Source organism: Sphingobacterium athyrii (genome assembly GCF_003071065.1).
Classification (GTDB): domain Bacteria; phylum Bacteroidota; class Bacteroidia; order Sphingobacteriales; family Sphingobacteriaceae; genus Sphingobacterium; species Sphingobacterium athyrii.
Genome location: NZ_QCXX01000003.1, coordinates 287,432 through 302,344, shown reverse-complemented (window position 1 = coordinate 302,344; position 14,913 = coordinate 287,432). Strand labels below are relative to the sequence as shown.

Sequence of the window (14,913 nt, the reverse complement as noted above, 5' to 3'; positions counted from 1 at the left end):
CATTTACCGCATTGGCACTCATCCCACTTCAACGTCATAAGACCGGTAGTGATGAACGGAAAAAGTTGGGCGATGGAGAATATATAACGGATAATAATGAGGTAAAAAACATATCTGTAAGAAATATTTCTAGAGATATTCGAAATTGGATCAGAGAATTACAGGATATTACGACAGAAGGAGATAGTAATAAATGGAATAAAGCCATTTTTAATCTAAATGCACAAGGCAAATTTAATATGGAATTTATCTGGGATCAGGAACTGCACGATTAAATAGTAAGATTATCAAAAGAATAGAATAGTATAAAGGGTTTCAAATAGTCTTCTGGATCAAATCTTAAAAGGTTTTCTAAAGCATTATAATACGCACTGGTTCCCTTCTTATCCGACGGGAGTTAGCTTAAAATTGATAAGGATCAAGCTGAGGCAAACCACATTTTAGAATCATTACGTTCGTCGGGCTATCTGACCGCTACTAATTTTTGATTAAACTTTTGTAGATATGTACGGTACCTTCGACCGAAAAATCATGTGAGTTCCAATTGTAGGATTGCTTATTACCATTTTGGTTATATTCATGTGGACTTATTATATAATTGATGTATTATATTTGATTTTGCTATTCGGAGAATATTTCATGGATGTTCATTCGATGGAAGAGGACAAATCGTTGCGATAGTTTTTCTGCTTTTTTAGTTTTTAGAATAGATAACATTGGAAATAAAATATAGACCTGCATTAAAAACTGATCTCAGGTTTTTGTTGGATCTCAGCATACAGACGATGAATCCGCATTTAATTGCTAGCTCTTTACCAGTATCTGACGAGACGCATTTACAAAGGGTTGAATATCAATTTGAACACGCCACAATAATTGAAATAAATAAATGTGCCATAGGTCTATTAAAGGTCCACAGACAAGCAAATAACATGGAACAGATACAAATTCAGGTGGCTCCCTCCTACCAAGGCAACGGAATCGGTACGAGAATATTGAATGATTTGATAAAGGAAGCTGGGATGCAGCGATAGTACCTACGATGCAGACCTGACAACATGACTTTGAAAATTTATTTATTTTTAGCTTTCTATCAAATTCTGTAATTTTGCATTAATTTAGAGAATCAGGATTATCGAACCTATTTAGTTCAGTAATCTTAAATTCTACAGAAATCCAAACCTATTTAGATAAATAACCAATTTATTATGCATGAGGAGTATTATAGCTTTGAAAAAACACCTGACATTCACTACTATGAATTTTTCAGTATAGGACCAAAAACGTGTATAATCTTGGATTTGGAGATTTTGATCCTAGCACAAAAGAAATAAGCGATCTAACAACGACAAATAACTTAGATACGAAAAAGGTGCTTTTTACTGTCGCTAGAGCCGTTTTAGACTTTATGGACAAACATCCTCATGTCATAGTGATGGCCAAAGGTAGCACGGCATCAAGAACGAGATTGTATCAGATGGGAATAGCGGAGTTTTGGGAGGATATCCAAGAAATGTTTGAAGTAAAAGCCTATTATAGAGACAATTGGGGATCTTTCGAGAAAGGTAAAAACTAAGATGCTTTTTTTATATTCAAAAAATAATAACGAACTTTGTATCAGGAGATTTAAAACATGAGCGCAAATACGAATAAAAAAGACAAAAATAATGAGGATATGACGGCTCAAGATCGTCAAAGTATTTATAATAAATCTTTATTTTTTCAGAAAAAAAACGAAGATGCTGTTGAGTTCCTGAAAAAGCACCCCATACCTAAGGAGTATATCCGAAAGTAAGAATTTGCATCAGATCTGATATACTTCCCGAACCACTCCACCCAATACCAATCTGACAAGAGTCCCGTCATCAACAAGTGGATGCAGTGCTTCATGTAGTTCTGGTTTCTCTAATTTATCTATGCTATAGGCCTTAGTGGTCAAAATAAATTTTCTGATTTCCCATGTCGAAAACTTAATGGGATATTCATTGGTAGGCATAAAATCAAATTCACATACAATACCGTCTTTCTCTAAACGGCGTCCCGCGCCGTGAAACTGGTATTTGAACTCACCAATATTTCCCGAACGATTCTGGCTCCTCTTTTTCTCAAATTCTTCCATATTTGGAGAAAAACGGTGTTTGAGGTCATTAATGAAAGCGACATAATCATTCAATATCTCCTTTATAATTAGATTAATCATTTTGTATCAAGATACAAAATAGATATGTAAATTAGCTACTGAGTTATATATTAACACAATGGGAATTTCCTGGGTTCGTAAGTTATCATTTATATATATTTTATCAATAGGCCTGTTGTCGCAGGTTTTTGGTCAATCCCTTATTTTGGATTCCATACGTAGAAATTCAGTGTTAATCAATCATCAATCATTGGTTGAGTTCTTGCACGCTGACCCCAAGACTAATTTTGTCATTGATGCGACGGGATATTCAGTAGGTGAAAAAGACAAACTCAATCAAAAACTTGCCAAAATCAAACATCAAATTGTTTCGCTCGATTATATAAAAAATAAGGGGCAGATCGGTTGTAACCCAAATGATGTCATCTTTATCTGCACAAAGGATTTCCTTAAAATGAAACGGGCAAAATCGAAAATAGTACAGCAGGACACAATCACGGATCCTCTTCCAGAAATGAACGAAGTATTTCCTGAGCCCCCCGGTGGCCCAGTTGGGTTCAAAAATTGGGTTATCAGTAATTATAAAGTGCCAACGGCTGCCAAGAAGGCAAAAGTAAACGGCAAACTGATCATCAATTTTACGGTTGGAGAAGATGGTAAGCTTAGTAATTTCCAGATAGCCAAAGATATTGGTTATCAAACTGGTGAAGCGTTAATAACATTGATTGGAAAATCAAGTCCGTGGAAACCGGGATATCAAAATGGACGTGCTGTAAAATGCGGCTATACATATCCCCTATCATTCAGTGATGGTGATTTAAAATTAGAATCTGAGACAAAAAGAACAAGATGAAAATCCATATTATTAGTGACCTGCATAGAGAATTTGGATACAATGATTTCAATCTGAGCGTAGCAGATGTGCTTGTACTGGCGGGAGATACTGATCTAGGGGTAAAAGGGATCAGCTGGCTCAAATCACTTTCGTTGGATATACCTATCATTTATGTGCTGGGTAATCATGAATACTATAAGGGAGCTTATCCGAAGACATTACATAAAATTAAAGATGTTGCAAACAATTCAAATATCCATGTATTGGAAAATGAATCTTTGGAGATCGACCACGTTTGTTTCCATGGCTGCACACTCTGGACTGATTTTTCCTAAAAGGGCAATCCTGCTGCATACGGATCGCTATGCCAAAGCCATATGAATGATTATAAGAAGATCAGACTAGGTGACAATTATGACCCGAAATAATTGCTCAGGGTGATAAATTGGAGAATTCGTTTCAAATAGCGAAATTTGGTCAACACTAAAATCGAAATACCATAATGAACGATAATATAAATATTGAAAATATCAAGCTTGCTGAAAGAATTCGTTTAGGAGTGCAAAAGGCTTTACGAAAATTGGCAGAAGAAAGTGCTGCAAAGGGTGAGAGTTTGTTGGTAAAAGTTGACGGTAAAATTCAAGAAGTACCTGCAAAGGAACTACTTATGAATTTACCAAAATAGTTCCTTTATATCGACTATTACACACTTGCCCTAATTCAATCACGTCTATCTATATCTGCTTCCTGTTTACTCAACTAGGAATTAAAGTATCAGCAAAAATTATCGAATATCATCTTTTCTCCATTTTAGTTCGCCGCGTTGGATCATATCTATGTATTTTTTTGTATGATCGTCTCCCCTTCTGTTTCAAAGAAAATTCGTGCGGTTGTCTTTCGTTTAAATATTTTATAAAAGTCCAATAATTTCATTCAAGCGCTTTTAGTTAGTTATTTTCATATTTGATATTATCGATAATAAACTCTTTTAATTGCTTTAAAAACGAAAGTTTCTTGGCCATTTCAGTATTGTCAAACCGAAAATAACCAATTTCAAATGTTTTAAGTTCAAATGGACAAGATTTACAGCCCTCGAGCAAACCCAGTGTTACCTATCTAAAAACAATTATTGATGGACTCCGGGAATCACATTGGCTGGACAATCCTACTATCTTTGATTATCTTAAGATCAAAAGTGTTATTATAGAAAATTATACAGAAGGCGAACTCTGGTCTATTATTAGTGAAAAGCAGGACTAATTTATTTAAATTAGAGGCTAAATATTCAGAAAACTATATTGAGCTAAAATGAAATCAACGGAAGTATATCGAATAATCAATAAAATTATCTTTCCCGAATTAAAAAGCTTAGGGTTTAAAAAGACTAAAAGCGGAATGTTAGGCTTTTACAAACAATTAAAAGATCACTATTTAGTTATTTGGTTCCAATGTGCCCAAGGTGGTTTTGACGCTTATGCTGGTTCTAAATTCGTCTTTGAAGTACAGATTAGCAGGACCAATGACATCGGTTCTCCTTCAGTTTTCAGGGAAAGAATCCCGTTCTTTTTGACAGTGGACAATCTAGCTAAAGTAACCGAACTCGAAAATAAAGTTAAAGACAAACTGCGTTTGCCACCTAAAACTCATTATATTTTTGGTATGGATGAAAATATACAGCAGTGGTACAAGAAAAAATTTGAGAAAGTTGATAACATCTACACAAATTCTAGTGATATCTGGTTTGTATATTTTGACGAAACAGATATCAATAATTGGATTGAATTCTTACAACCTGTCATAAAAAAGGTCATATCCGATTTTGAACAATCGGATTACTAAATGGACAGTTTTTTAATTTACCGTCCGTCAAATATAATCTCCTCTAAAATTAAACAGTATTCATACTTGAATACCATTTCTTGATTTTTTTTGGATAACGATAATTTAGTTAATTACTTTTACTATGCTACATTTAATTAATTCCAGCGGGTACTATCCGGCATTCTTGCTAATAATACTCTTCTCATTAAGGTGCTTAGATGTAAGGGCGCAATTGTTTAATCAGGACAGCCTGAAATTAATATCTCGGCAGTTTGCCTTTACAGAAGGGCCGGCAGTGGACAAGGTCGGGAATATCTATTTTACCGACCAGCCCAATAACAAAATCTGGAAATACAACACGGAAGGTCATCTTTCTCTTTTTAAAGATTCAGCCGGCCGTGCCAATGGACTGTACTTTAACCATCGCGGTCAGCTCCTTGCCTGCGCAGATGAAAAAAACGAAATTTGGTCAATAAGCAAAGATGGCAAGGTTACGGTCCTGCTGTCGGATATAGATGGCAAGAAACTGAATGGTCCAAATGATCTTTGGGTAGATAAGAAAGGTGGAATTTACTTTACAGACCCCTACTACCAGCGTGACTACTGGACCAGAAAAAAACCAGAGATAGAAGGGCAGAAAGTCTATTACCTCCCTTCGGGAAAAGGTAAAAAGCCAATTGTGGTGGCTGATGATGTAACCAAGCCTAACGGAATTGTAGGATCGCCCGATGGAAAATACCTATATGTAGCAGATAGGGTGCGAAATAAAACTTACAGGTATACCATTGAATCTAGCGGTAAGCTCAGCGGACAGAGGGCAGTCATCGACCAAGGCTCTGATGGGATGACATTGGACAATCAGGGAAATATTTACCTTACGGGGAAAGGTGTTTCTATCTATAGTCCAATAGGCGTACTGATAGGACATATTGAGGTAAAAGAACCATGGACATCGAATGTCTGTTTTGGTGGAAAAGATCGGACTGACCTATTTATCACAGCTTCAACAGCAATTTATTGCCTCCCAATGCGTACAAAGGGAGTTGATTAAACTGTCTGTCTTCAGCAGTTGGCGTAAACGGTCTTAACGAATTTTCAGCTCTCCATAAAATTACATATATTGGATTTGAAATAAAAGCTATTCATATTTAACCAATATTTTATGTGCAACATATTTGACGAGGAAAAGTTATACCCTTATGAAGGTGCAATAAAAGAGCATTTCGAAGATCATTATGACAGCGTTTTCATTGCATTGCTCCCCTTCTTTCAACTTGACAGAAAGGAAACTGATAAAAGTAATCTAAAAAAGGCTAAGCTACTATCGCATGAAGAGGCGTTGAAGAAAATTGATTTTTTAAAAAAACTTCCCGAAGCGAATAGGGAGATCTATAATTACGACAATGAACGATATCCCTCCGATGAAGATATTTTTAGGGAGGCTAAAGTAATACTTTGGGAAAATATCGTGAAAGGTTCTGGTCTTGCAGGTTATGCGGAACTCAATACAGCCCTAAGGACTTCTATAGGTGGGCTAAACCGAAATTTTACGAGACCGGACCTCATGGAAAAGCTTAATAATTATACAGACAGCGAAAGTATCTACCACCCGACTGAAGGTGCGTTTGGTATGCTTTCAAAGATGGCTATCCATAAAGCTTTCAAACTCTTGGAAAAGAATCTGATCATATTAACGGACGAGTTTTATGAAAATACCACAACTGTGGATCTTGATCAATTAACTGAATATGAATTCTGTGATGAGATCGGCGGCAAAGATTATTACCTATACTCGGCTGATAAAGAAATTCTGTTTACCATTGAGTGGGATAGCTTCTTCTTTCTCATCGCAACGGATCACAAGAGAATGGATCAGCTTATCGCTAGTGATTTGTTTGAGGGTTTTCTCTGTAATGACAAGACAGAACATTATTGGGAATATACCGTTGAGATATAAAATAACAATTATAGCCTGAAACAGGGTTTAATTTAATTAAAAAGATTTTTTAATTGGCATTTTATACAGCGAACAAGACAGAATGAAGAAATTAGACTTTTGCCAACCTAATTTATATGCGAAACAAACTTTCGCATATACCATTTTAAGATATGTTGGCGAACTTTATTCCAATTGTTCAAATATAAAAATATTGGGCATTGCAAAGCAAACAGTTTACAATACGTCGGGTCTGGTTTAAAATTCGTTAAAAAAGATTTGATTTGCATTTCAGTGTGCCTGTCAGGCCAAGTTATATCAGACTTTGTTGTCGCGAATGAACTCTTCATACATATCTAGGTAATCCGGAGCTTTCAAATTTTCCAACAATCTTTTCTTAACATTATCCTTATTAATATCATATTTATCAACATACCCTGTGCCATTCTTGTTGTTTAAAATTGCCTGGCTATGGAATTCGGCAAACAATACCCAAGTCATGAGTGACATCCATTCATCTAGATCATTGGTCTTCTGTTCGACATTACCCCATACAAATGATAAATTCTTGAAAAGCATGCCATTCTCGATGAATTGACCAGTTTCGATAGATATCTCGCCTGACCAAAAACTCATAGCTCTATCATATAAAATCTCAAAATCCATATCTAGTTTACAATTCTGTAGTAGGACGCCAAATTATAAAAAATGAATGGAATATTAGGTGACAATCAAATACCTAAGTTATTCATAATCGTCGAAATTCATGCTGAATGAAGGGATATCCAATAAATGGTATTCGCGTAAATCCTTCCCTACTCCGCAATGCTCATTTTCAAACAGATGTATATGTATCACATCTGTATATTTTTTTGATAGCTCATTTATTTTACTTTACTTTATTTAATAAAAAATAATCCACAAATGAACCATATAAATCTATCACATTATGAAAAGACAAAAATTTATCTCGACAATATTGCTGGGAATTCCTTTACTTTCCTCAGCTCAGGTTTTGAAGCCTCGAAGCAAAAAAAATATCGGCAAATCAAATAAAAAAGGTTTTGTAGTTCGGGATGATGAGAGTCGTTATCACGGTATACAGACGAAGCCTGAAAATGCCTTTCTGCGTTGTAAGCTATCTTCGGCAGATACTAACGAGGCATTGTTCATCCAAACTTCCACGCCAAAAGTATTTGAGCGTAAAGGTGGTCCACCACCACATATCCACACATACGAAGATGAAATAATTTACATTGTGTCAGGCGAATTTATAGTACATATAGATGGGGAGGACTTTTCATTAAAGTTGGGTGATACTGCTTTTATTCCAAGAGGTACTTTACATACCGTTACCAATCCCATTGAAAATAATCCTGGTACTTTGATAACCATATTTCAGCCTGCCCCCAAAAAGATTGAGGACTTTTTTGGCTACATCAGTGAAAAGGGAGAAATCCCAAAAGATATAATTCCTAATGGATGGTAAAGATCAAAACTTATAAATTGGAAACCCTCCTATCAAGGCAAAGGAGTTGGCCGTTTGATTATGGATAAAATGCAAGAGATTTATAAGGGCTGTTTTATGGCTTTTGCGTTTATGTGGTACTAACAGATAATTTCTGCCACCACGTAGAGTTCAAAAGATAACATTGTCCTTAGTAAGCCAAATAGCGGAAAACCTATTCATTAATTTTATTGACAACGTATTTGATAAACCAATTTGGAAACTTGTTTTCCGGCAATAAAATGGTGATTCCGCCGTGCAATACTTCCGCTATCAAAACCATTGTTTCACCAGAGTTATCAAATAAGTAAGCTTTTTCGCAAGCTTTAATTGCAGATAATAAATTAGTAAGTGTACGATAGTATCTGTCGACGATTTTGTCCTTTGGCACACCATGACCGCCTTTTTCCTTTCTAATTTCAACCCGGGAGATAATAATCAATGGATCATCCAAACAAACAAAATAAAGATACGACTTAAATTTTCTTTCACTTGCTTCATCAATTTCCTCCAGTTTGGATGGATGATTCATTACTGTCTCAAATGAATAGCTGATACCATGTTCGAGTAAATGATAACTTATAAAAGAGGTAATAAGTGAAGCCTCATAACTATGGGTATCCCTAGACTTGCTTTGAGCTACTTCGATGGTTTTATTCTAATTTATGTAAGGATGCTTTTTCAGATTTAAAAGAATAAGGTAATTTTGATAACATCCACCACACAATGATCAGAAAAAAAATGCCTACCGACAACCCTACTTTCAGAGCAAAAAGATAATCATTCCTGAAGTATTCATGTTCCAGAATCGAGTAAAAAATTCCACCGATGATACTTATTCCTAATGCGGAAGCTGTCTGCTGAAATGTAGAAAATATTCCAGAAGCAGCACCTGCATCTTTTTCCTCAATATTATCCAAAACAACATTCAATAGAAATGGAAGAACTAAACCGTTGCCTAATCCATACAATCCTATCAAGAGCATAGAAATGAATGGAAGGTCCCCGTGCGAAAAGAATATTATTTGTAAAATAAATGATACTAAGATGATAGACAGTCCTAACTGAAGAACACGTTTACCATATCGAGGTAGGAGTTTTCCCGCAAAGACTGATGAAATCATAAATAGAAGAGCATGGGGAACAAAATACATACCGCAGGCTAAAGCTGATATACCCAATCCACTTTGTAAATAAACAGCAACAATCAATAAATAAGCAGTATGAAGCATAAAATGAAACAGTACGGCATATAATCCTACCTTAAAATCTTTTAATTTGAATAATGAGATATCAATCAAAGGATCTTGTTTGCGTGCAAGTTTTCTTTGTTGAATGACAATAAAGCTAGCCAGAAATATGATGGACAATAGAATTAACGTATAGAACCACCAAGGAAATCCATTCTCTCTGCCTTCAGTCAAAGCATAGATGATACAAGCCAATCCGATTGTCAGATACAAAGCTCCTTTGTAATCAAACTTCACTTTTTTCAATAGTGGTGTCTCGGTCAGATAAAATTGTATTGCTAATAAAGACAATATGCCAACAGGGAAATTAATGAAAAATATTAATCGCCAGCCTTCGATTACGAAATTTGTCTCTGCTAAATATCCCCCTAAAACTTGTCCAATAATGGCAGCTATGCTTAATGTTATACCATACCACCCAATTGCAACTGCTCTTTCCTTACTATCTGTGAACAGAACTTGAATTAATGAAATAGACTGAGTTACCATAAATGCGGAACTAACGCCTTGAAAAAAACGTGAAATATTTAATTGTGTCGCATTTTGGCATAATCCGCAAATGCAAGATGTGATTGTAAACGCCAGCATTCCCCATAAGAAAACCCTCTTTTTACCTAGAAAGTCGCCGGCTCGTCCTCCCGTTATCAAAAAGCAGGCACTTCCTAACAAATATGAGGCTATAACTAATTGTATTTCACCATCAGAAGCGTTTAGACTTGTCTTGATGGTCGGAATTGCGATATTGATAATAAAGATATCAATTACGTATAGCAAGGGTGCAGTAAGCACTACGCATAGTGCAAACCATTTGTTAACAGTTTTCATAAGATTAAAGGATTAGTATTGTAGATCGATAAAGGGAGTACCTAGGATTTTTTGCTCTCCAATTCCAAAAGCCATTTTTTACGCCAGATACCGCCTCCATATCCAGTCAGGCTTCCGTCTGTTCCAACAACACGATGGCAGGGTATTAAGATCGAAATTTTATTCAATCCGTTCGCGTTTGCGACCGCTCGTACCGAATCTGCGCTGCCTATGGCAATTGCCTGTTGTTTGTAGGTTTTGGTTTCGCCATAGGGAATGTTTTTAAGCGCTTCCCATACCCTGTTTTGGAAGTCTGTTCCAGGGCTATATAGCGGTACTGTGAATTCTTTACGATTTCCTTCAAAGTACTCTTTAAGTTCCCTTTCCAACAAAGTAAAATGGGGATTGTCCCCCTGGACAATCGTTGCGTTCAACGTTTTCGCTAAATGTTTAAGCTCTGTTTCCAACATTTTTCGATCTGTAAACTCAAGTAAACATACTCCCTCGGCTACAGCACAGGTATACATCGTACCCAAGGGAGTTTCTATTCTTTTTAGATCAATTATGTTTTGTTTCTTGCTATTTTTAGGAGAAACTCCAAAAATATGCCTGAAAGAATCCCCAAAACCGCTAAGTGATTCGTATCCTGAATTAAAAGCGACGTCTGTTACAGATTCACCGTTTTGGATCTTTTTAAATGCTGAATTTATCCGGAACATTCGCTGATAGGCGTGAAATGTGATGCCGTGATTTTTCAAAAACCATCGTCTTAACTGATGGGGCTCGACACCACGCTGACGTAAATCGTAGTCCTTAAATTTTAAGCTTGGATCCGCGGATAACTCGGAGATAATCTTTTTGATATAGGAAGGCGTCTCGCTCAACATTTCAAGTGGATGACATACCTTACATGCGCGGTAGCCGCGAAGGATACATTCCCTAGTCGATCTAAAGAACTCGATATTGTCAGGTTTCGGTTTCCTTGCGGTACAAGAAGGCCGACAAAAAATACCTGTTGTCCTCACGGCAGTAAAAAACACACCTTCATACTTGATATCTCTGTCTAGTATTGCCTGATACATTTGCTCAAAACTTAATTCCATAATACAATTACCTATGATTATAGAACAAATTTACCGGTGTTATAATCGATCTACAACCGAAAAATTAACAAGTATTTTTTCCGCCTAGAACTGTTTGGTTTAGAGATTGTCGCGACGTTGGAATAAGCTTATTTGCAAATTGGACTTCGTGGTCTAAGATACTTTTGGTCCGTACATTAAGCGTTTGTTGAAGTCATCACGAGACAGATGATGATTGTGTGTAGTTTTTTAATTTATTTATTATTTTTCGAGTAATGCTTTCAACATTCTTCCAATCCCATAATTCAGGATTTGTATGTAACCAATTTTCAGCTCTTTTTTTAGAATTTACAGATACACGGCATTCAACATCATTTGAGTTTGTTACTAATTTCAAATCTATGAAGATTACAGCCCAGCCATCAATTCTATAGCGACAAGTATTTCCCTTACAATATTTAGGATTTAATTCTATTTTTGAAATATAAAATTTACCTTTTGATGCTGGATTATAAATTCCAAATGTGAAATTTCTTACATTATTTAAAATTCCTTTTAAAAGATAATCATAAAATTCTGTTGAGTTACCAAATCTAATAATTTCTTTTTCCATATCGGAATAAGATTCATAAAGTTCATTTTTAGAATCTGAAAGAATAAATTCTATTAATCCGATAACCTGATTTTGAGTTAAGATTTCTGTTCTCTGCATTTTATGATCTACATTTTGTACTCCAATAGAAATTTGTATTTTAGTTGAGAGGTTCGGTTTCGGAATCCCCACCTTCGGCAATACTCAAAACGTTATCTAAAAAATTGACTTGTGAAAAAATATTATTTATTTATGTTAGTTTTATTGACTTTTATTTCTTGCAAAGGCCAGGAAAATAAGACAGAACTTTTGGATAAACTAAAATACAATACGGATAAGAGTAACTATGGTATTCAACCAACTTTTTATTATCCAACAGAAATATCAATAAATGATTATCCGGTTTTTAGAGGTCTTGAATTCTTTGGAAATACAATTCCAAATTTCATTGACATTGGGATTAACAAAAGTGGAGAACAAGAATTAAAAATTCTAATCGACTTGGCAAATTACAAAAAGCAAGGGAAACCAATTTTAAAAATACTCTTGATCCGGTCAGCTAAAGGAATATCTATTATTTCGAACGAGACCGATTTTCCTGAAGAAAATATTTTAGTAAATTTTGAGTTATCTGATGAAGATATTACGCAAGAAAACATTCAGAATGGCTACTTTCTGAAAATAATAAATTTTAATGCTAAAATTCCTGTCGAACTATCTTCCTTAAATAATTCGGTTCAATTGAATAATTCACCAGAATTATTTGATAAACTTTATAATGCTCTTGCTAAACTTACGGAGGATTTAAACGCTAAAAACAGTAAAAATGTTTTGAAAATTATCCAAAATGCTGAATTTGAAGTAGCACAATTACGAGGAATGAAAAAAGAATGGATGTTGGACGAAAGAAAAGCGCTTTTATCAAATACTTTCTCATTGTTACCAAAAGATAGTTGTGAAGTCAAAATTTATGGAAACGGGAAAATGGCAACTCTTGTGAAAAAGAATTTGGAAATTATCAAGCAATCTGCGATAACTTCGAAATTTACAACCAAGAATTCACCTAGAGGTAAGGTTATTCAATTTTATAATTTTTATTACAATGTGCCAAAAGGAAAAGAAGAATTAGAACTAATAAGATTTGACGGTTATGCAATAACAAAATACAAAAAAGAATTTTAATTTTAAAAGGGAGGAGACTGATGAAAAACTCAAAAACTCCTATTCTTAGGTGAAAAGGTCCAACCATATATCCAGTCAAGCTGTTTAATTTGTTTTTTTATAAAAAAACAAATTAAATGATCACGAAACCAAGCTGTTATTAGATTGGTTTTTGTTTTGGTACTTCCTACTTTCCTTGCACTTCTTATTACTCTCTCTACTCTGGACTGACGTTCGGCCTGAAAAAGCTGAAAGGCTTGTGCATAGTCTTTGTTTAATTTTAATAATTCAGCAATTACAACCGTGTCTTCCAATGCCAATGATGCTCCCTGCCCAATATGTGGAGAGATACCATGTGCCGCGTCTCCAATAAGACAAACCCTACCTTTATACCATTGCAAAAGCTTAGGTACATCATAAATAGGATATGCAATAATTTGATGGCTATTTTTGATTATTTTGGAAAATAACGGATCGTCATACTGATGAATGTTTGCCAAATAGTCCTGAATTTCGGTATTTAATGTTTTTTCTACTTCTTTTGGCTTCGGTTCCTGTTCCCTAAAATAGTTATTAAACCACCAAACTTCACCTTTGTCGGAAACTGAATAAGCAAAAAATCCCTTTTCACCAAAGTTCATTCGTATGCAATCCAAGGGTTCGGAAAGTTCGGGAAGATTTGCATAACCACCGGTAGAAATGACTTTCGTATACCTAATGACAGAAGCATTCGAAAATAATTGATTTCTAACCTCGGAAAACATTCCGTCACAGGCCAACATAATATATCCAGTAACCATTGTTCCATCAGCAAAATATGCAGTTACCTGTTCATTAGCCTCATGATATCTGACAATTTTTTTGTCGTACCATATTTTTATCCCGGCTGCCTTAGCAGCTAACCGAACGTATTTATTGAGGTTTGCTCTTTTGATCTGAATTGTTTCTACACCGTATTGTTGTTTCTGATAGGCCGTATCGAGTTTTGCTATTTGCTTTCCTTTAGAATTGAAAAACTTCATTGATCCTGGGGTATAATCTTCCTTAAGCAGTTTTAAATCAATAAATTCTTTCAATACATTCAAACCATTGGGTGTAAGGCCCAAAAAGGCTCCCTCGTTGGCATTATCTTCTGATCTCGATTCAAATATTTCAACATCAAAACCTATTTTCTTTAGTTGTAAAGCTAGTATGGGCCCGGCTACCCCAGCACCAATAACGAGTACTTTTTTATCCATTGTTTTCCTCTCTTATTTTTAATCCAAATATCAGTAGAAAGTTCAATGCAAAAAAAATGGCCACGCGCGCATAATTTAAATTGCGCCATTGAGCTGCTTTTTCCTGTAAGTTTATATCAAGGGTATCACTATATGGTAATTGCTGGAATTCCGTGATAAGAGGCGCGAAATAAGTTAATGTCCATATCCGAACTACAATATGGGCAACAAGAAGCAGTAACATTAATTTTCTACGATTCTTTATCCTCCAGTTAAAAATCAACGCTGTAATAAGTACCGTTTCATGAATTCCATGGATTATTATCCAAAACATTTTAAAATCCAATCCGTAAGGATTTTGAAAAAAAATAAATGAAGAAGGTGGGGCTGCTGTCCATGCAGGAACCATTATAGCAGTTTCCCACAACTGGGCTCCATTCATAATAAAGTAAGCACAGATTGAATAAAATAGCCATCGGGTAGCTTTTGGGTATTGGTATGTGTTTCTCATTTGTCTAAACTTCTTAAATTTATTTCTTACATTACAGCACTTGGCAAAAGTACCGTG

The 14,913-nt window shown here is 35.2% G+C and carries 20 protein-coding genes; 12 read left to right on the top strand and 8 right to left on the bottom strand.

The window, feature by feature from the left end; genetic code table 11:
* The first annotated feature begins 11 nt into the window (after nt 1-11).
* From DCO56_RS11840 to DCO56_RS29280, 4 genes are all read left to right on the top strand, one after another.
* Entirely contained in the window at nt 12-275 is a 264-nt protein-coding gene (locus DCO56_RS11840; RefSeq protein WP_108633984.1) for an immunity protein YezG family protein, read from the top strand.
* Between the two features lie 510 nt (nt 276-785).
* A complete protein-coding gene (locus tag DCO56_RS11835) occupies nt 786-1,034 on the top strand; it encodes a GNAT family N-acetyltransferase (protein ID WP_146191039.1) in 249 nt (82 codons plus the stop codon).
* Nucleotides 1,035-1,261: 227 nt separating this feature from the next.
* Nucleotides 1,262-1,576: a DUF6934 family protein gene (locus DCO56_RS11830; protein ID WP_425444072.1), complete on the top strand. Its 315-nt coding sequence runs from the start codon at nt 1,262-1,264 to the stop codon at nt 1,574-1,576.
* 57 nt (nt 1,577-1,633) lie between these two features.
* Nucleotides 1,634-1,795: a hypothetical protein gene (locus DCO56_RS29280; RefSeq protein ID WP_181390530.1), complete on the top strand. Its 162-nt coding sequence runs from the start codon at nt 1,634-1,636 to the stop codon at nt 1,793-1,795.
* A gap of 9 nt (nt 1,796-1,804) precedes the next feature.
* Here DCO56_RS29280 and DCO56_RS11825 read toward each other — a convergent pair whose 3' ends face one another.
* The gene (locus tag DCO56_RS11825) at nt 1,805-2,200 is read right to left on the bottom strand and encodes a DUF6896 domain-containing protein (protein WP_108633981.1); all 396 of its coding nucleotides are present in this window, start codon (nt 2,198-2,200) and stop codon (nt 1,805-1,807) included.
* Between the two features lie 58 nt (nt 2,201-2,258).
* Between DCO56_RS11825 and DCO56_RS11820 the strand changes: the two genes are divergently transcribed.
* The 6 genes from DCO56_RS11820 to DCO56_RS11795 all read left to right on the top strand — a co-directional run bounded on the left by DCO56_RS11820 (nt 2,259) and on the right by DCO56_RS11795 (nt 6,753).
* A complete protein-coding gene (locus DCO56_RS11820; RefSeq protein ID WP_108633980.1) occupies nt 2,259-2,993 on the top strand; it encodes an energy transducer TonB in 735 nt (244 codons plus the stop codon).
* The gene (locus DCO56_RS11815; protein WP_219929375.1) at nt 2,990-3,310 is read left to right on the top strand and encodes a metallophosphoesterase; all 321 of its coding nucleotides are present in this window, start codon (nt 2,990-2,992) and stop codon (nt 3,308-3,310) included. Before DCO56_RS11820 ends, DCO56_RS11815 begins: the two co-directional genes overlap by 4 nt.
* Before the next feature lie 167 nt (nt 3,311-3,477).
* Entirely contained in the window at nt 3,478-3,660 is a 183-nt protein-coding gene (locus tag DCO56_RS11810) for a hypothetical protein (RefSeq protein ID WP_108633979.1), read from the top strand.
* A gap of 623 nt (nt 3,661-4,283) precedes the next feature.
* Nucleotides 4,284-4,814: a hypothetical protein gene (locus tag DCO56_RS11805; protein ID WP_108633978.1), complete on the top strand. Its 531-nt coding sequence runs from the start codon at nt 4,284-4,286 to the stop codon at nt 4,812-4,814.
* Between the two features lie 124 nt (nt 4,815-4,938).
* The gene (locus tag DCO56_RS11800; protein ID WP_108633977.1) at nt 4,939-5,847 is read left to right on the top strand and encodes an SMP-30/gluconolactonase/LRE family protein; all 909 of its coding nucleotides are present in this window, start codon (nt 4,939-4,941) and stop codon (nt 5,845-5,847) included.
* A gap of 111 nt (nt 5,848-5,958) precedes the next feature.
* Nucleotides 5,959-6,753: a DUF2711 family protein gene (locus DCO56_RS11795; protein ID WP_108633976.1), complete on the top strand. Its 795-nt coding sequence runs from the start codon at nt 5,959-5,961 to the stop codon at nt 6,751-6,753.
* Between the two features lie 297 nt (nt 6,754-7,050).
* On the opposite strand, the gene DCO56_RS11790 is transcribed toward DCO56_RS11795, so the two are convergent.
* Nucleotides 7,051-7,368, bottom strand: a complete 318-nt coding sequence (locus tag DCO56_RS11790; RefSeq protein WP_146191038.1) for a hypothetical protein — start codon at nt 7,366-7,368, stop codon at nt 7,051-7,053.
* 313 nt (nt 7,369-7,681) lie between these two features.
* On the opposite strand from DCO56_RS11790, the gene DCO56_RS11785 reads away from it, so the two are divergent.
* Entirely contained in the window at nt 7,682-8,221 is a 540-nt protein-coding gene (locus DCO56_RS11785) for a cupin domain-containing protein (protein WP_108633974.1), read from the top strand.
* A 193-nt stretch (nt 8,222-8,414) separates the two neighbouring features.
* On the opposite strand, the gene DCO56_RS11780 is transcribed toward DCO56_RS11785, so the two are convergent.
* From DCO56_RS11780 to DCO56_RS11765, 4 genes are all read right to left on the bottom strand, one after another.
* Complete coding sequence (locus DCO56_RS11780) at nt 8,415-8,771, bottom strand: hypothetical protein (RefSeq protein WP_108633973.1); 357 nt, start codon at nt 8,769-8,771, stop codon at nt 8,415-8,417.
* Nucleotides 8,772-8,892: 121 nt separating this feature from the next.
* Nucleotides 8,893-10,314, bottom strand: a complete 1,422-nt coding sequence (locus DCO56_RS11775) for an MFS transporter (RefSeq protein ID WP_108633972.1) — start codon at nt 10,312-10,314, stop codon at nt 8,893-8,895.
* A gap of 41 nt (nt 10,315-10,355) precedes the next feature.
* Nucleotides 10,356-11,396: a bifunctional transcriptional activator/DNA repair enzyme AdaA gene (locus DCO56_RS11770; protein WP_108633971.1), complete on the bottom strand. Its 1,041-nt coding sequence runs from the start codon at nt 11,394-11,396 to the stop codon at nt 10,356-10,358.
* 196 nt (nt 11,397-11,592) lie between these two features.
* Complete coding sequence (locus DCO56_RS11765) at nt 11,593-12,087, bottom strand: hypothetical protein (RefSeq protein WP_108633970.1); 495 nt, start codon at nt 12,085-12,087, stop codon at nt 11,593-11,595.
* Between the two features lie 111 nt (nt 12,088-12,198).
* Between DCO56_RS11765 and DCO56_RS11760 the strand changes: the two genes are divergently transcribed.
* Nucleotides 12,199-13,149, top strand: a complete 951-nt coding sequence (locus tag DCO56_RS11760; protein WP_146191036.1) for a hypothetical protein — start codon at nt 12,199-12,201, stop codon at nt 13,147-13,149.
* Between the two features lie 29 nt (nt 13,150-13,178).
* Here DCO56_RS11760 and DCO56_RS11755 read toward each other — a convergent pair whose 3' ends face one another.
* Nucleotides 13,179-14,366, bottom strand: coding sequence for an FAD-dependent oxidoreductase (locus DCO56_RS11755; RefSeq protein ID WP_108633968.1), 1,188 nt, complete (start codon nt 14,364-14,366; stop codon nt 13,179-13,181).
* A complete protein-coding gene (locus DCO56_RS11750) occupies nt 14,359-14,787 on the bottom strand; it encodes a transposase (RefSeq protein ID WP_219929374.1) in 429 nt (142 codons plus the stop codon). The genes DCO56_RS11755 and DCO56_RS11750 overlap by 8 nt, the downstream gene beginning before the upstream one ends.
* Nucleotides 14,788-14,913: the final 126 nt, after the last annotated feature.

Coding starts and splice junctions, on each gene's coding strand:
- DCO56_RS11835 (WP_146191039.1), top strand. CDS start 786: ATGAATCCGCATTTAATTGCTAGCTCTTTACCAGTATCTGACGAGACG.
- DCO56_RS29280 (WP_181390530.1), top strand. CDS start 1,634: ATGAGCGCAAATACGAATAAAAAAGACAAAAATAATGAGGATATGACG.
- DCO56_RS11825 (WP_108633981.1), bottom strand. CDS start 2,200: ATGATTAATCTAATTATAAAGGAGATATTGAATGATTATGTCGCTTTC.
- DCO56_RS11820 (WP_108633980.1), top strand. CDS start 2,259: ATGGGAATTTCCTGGGTTCGTAAGTTATCATTTATATATATTTTATCA.
- DCO56_RS11815 (WP_219929375.1), top strand. CDS start 2,990: ATGAAAATCCATATTATTAGTGACCTGCATAGAGAATTTGGATACAAT.
- DCO56_RS11810 (WP_108633979.1), top strand. CDS start 3,478: ATGAACGATAATATAAATATTGAAAATATCAAGCTTGCTGAAAGAATT.
- DCO56_RS11805 (WP_108633978.1), top strand. CDS start 4,284: ATGAAATCAACGGAAGTATATCGAATAATCAATAAAATTATCTTTCCC.
- DCO56_RS11800 (WP_108633977.1), top strand. CDS start 4,939: ATGCTACATTTAATTAATTCCAGCGGGTACTATCCGGCATTCTTGCTA.
- DCO56_RS11795 (WP_108633976.1), top strand. CDS start 5,959: ATGTGCAACATATTTGACGAGGAAAAGTTATACCCTTATGAAGGTGCA.
- DCO56_RS11790 (WP_146191038.1), bottom strand. CDS start 7,368: ATGAGTTTTTGGTCAGGCGAGATATCTATCGAAACTGGTCAATTCATC.
- DCO56_RS11785 (WP_108633974.1), top strand. CDS start 7,682: ATGAAAAGACAAAAATTTATCTCGACAATATTGCTGGGAATTCCTTTA.
- DCO56_RS11780 (WP_108633973.1), bottom strand. CDS start 8,771: ATGAATCATCCATCCAAACTGGAGGAAATTGATGAAGCAAGTGAAAGA.
- DCO56_RS11775 (WP_108633972.1), bottom strand. CDS start 10,314: ATGAAAACTGTTAACAAATGGTTTGCACTATGCGTAGTGCTTACTGCA.
- DCO56_RS11770 (WP_108633971.1), bottom strand. CDS start 11,396: ATGGAATTAAGTTTTGAGCAAATGTATCAGGCAATACTAGACAGAGAT.
- DCO56_RS11765 (WP_108633970.1), bottom strand. CDS start 12,087: ATGCAGAGAACAGAAATCTTAACTCAAAATCAGGTTATCGGATTAATA.
- DCO56_RS11755 (WP_108633968.1), bottom strand. CDS start 14,366: ATGGATAAAAAAGTACTCGTTATTGGTGCTGGGGTAGCCGGGCCCATA.
- DCO56_RS11750 (WP_219929374.1), bottom strand. CDS start 14,787: ATGAATGGAGCCCAGTTGTGGGAAACTGCTATAATGGTTCCTGCATGG.